General features: G+C 65.0%; 1 pseudogene. It reads right to left on the bottom strand.

Annotated features, from left to right (window positions below):
- Positions 1–366, bottom strand: a pseudogene (locus tag DSY14_RS28290) (5,10-methylene tetrahydromethanopterin reductase); the annotation flags it as partial.

Below are 366 nucleotides of genomic sequence, written 5' to 3'. Positions count from 1 at the left end.
TGCGTCGGGCACGTGCGGCGGCTTCTTCGCGGCGAACTCCTTCCTCAGGACGGGGACGACCTCCTCGCCCAGGATGTCCAACTGCTCCAGGACGGTCTTCAGGGGGAACCCCACTCCGTCGATGTTGAAGAGTTGGCGCTGGTAGTCGCCGAAGTTCTCGCGGAAGGTGAGGGTCTTGTCGATGACCTGCTGGGGACTGCCCACGTTCAGCGGGGTCTCGTCCATGTACTCCTCCAACGACGGTCCGCCGCCCATCAGGGGGGAGCGGTCGAAGTAGGGGCGGAATTCGTTGATGGCGTCCTGGGAGTTCTTGCGCATGAACACCTGGCCGCCCAGGCCGACGATGGCCTGGTCGGCTTGGCCGTG

The sequence above is a fragment of the Nocardiopsis sp. MG754419 genome (assembly GCF_018207095.1).
GTDB lineage: Bacteria > Actinomycetota > Actinomycetes > Streptosporangiales > Streptosporangiaceae > Nocardiopsis.
This window is presented reverse-complemented; position numbering and strand designations above follow the sequence as displayed.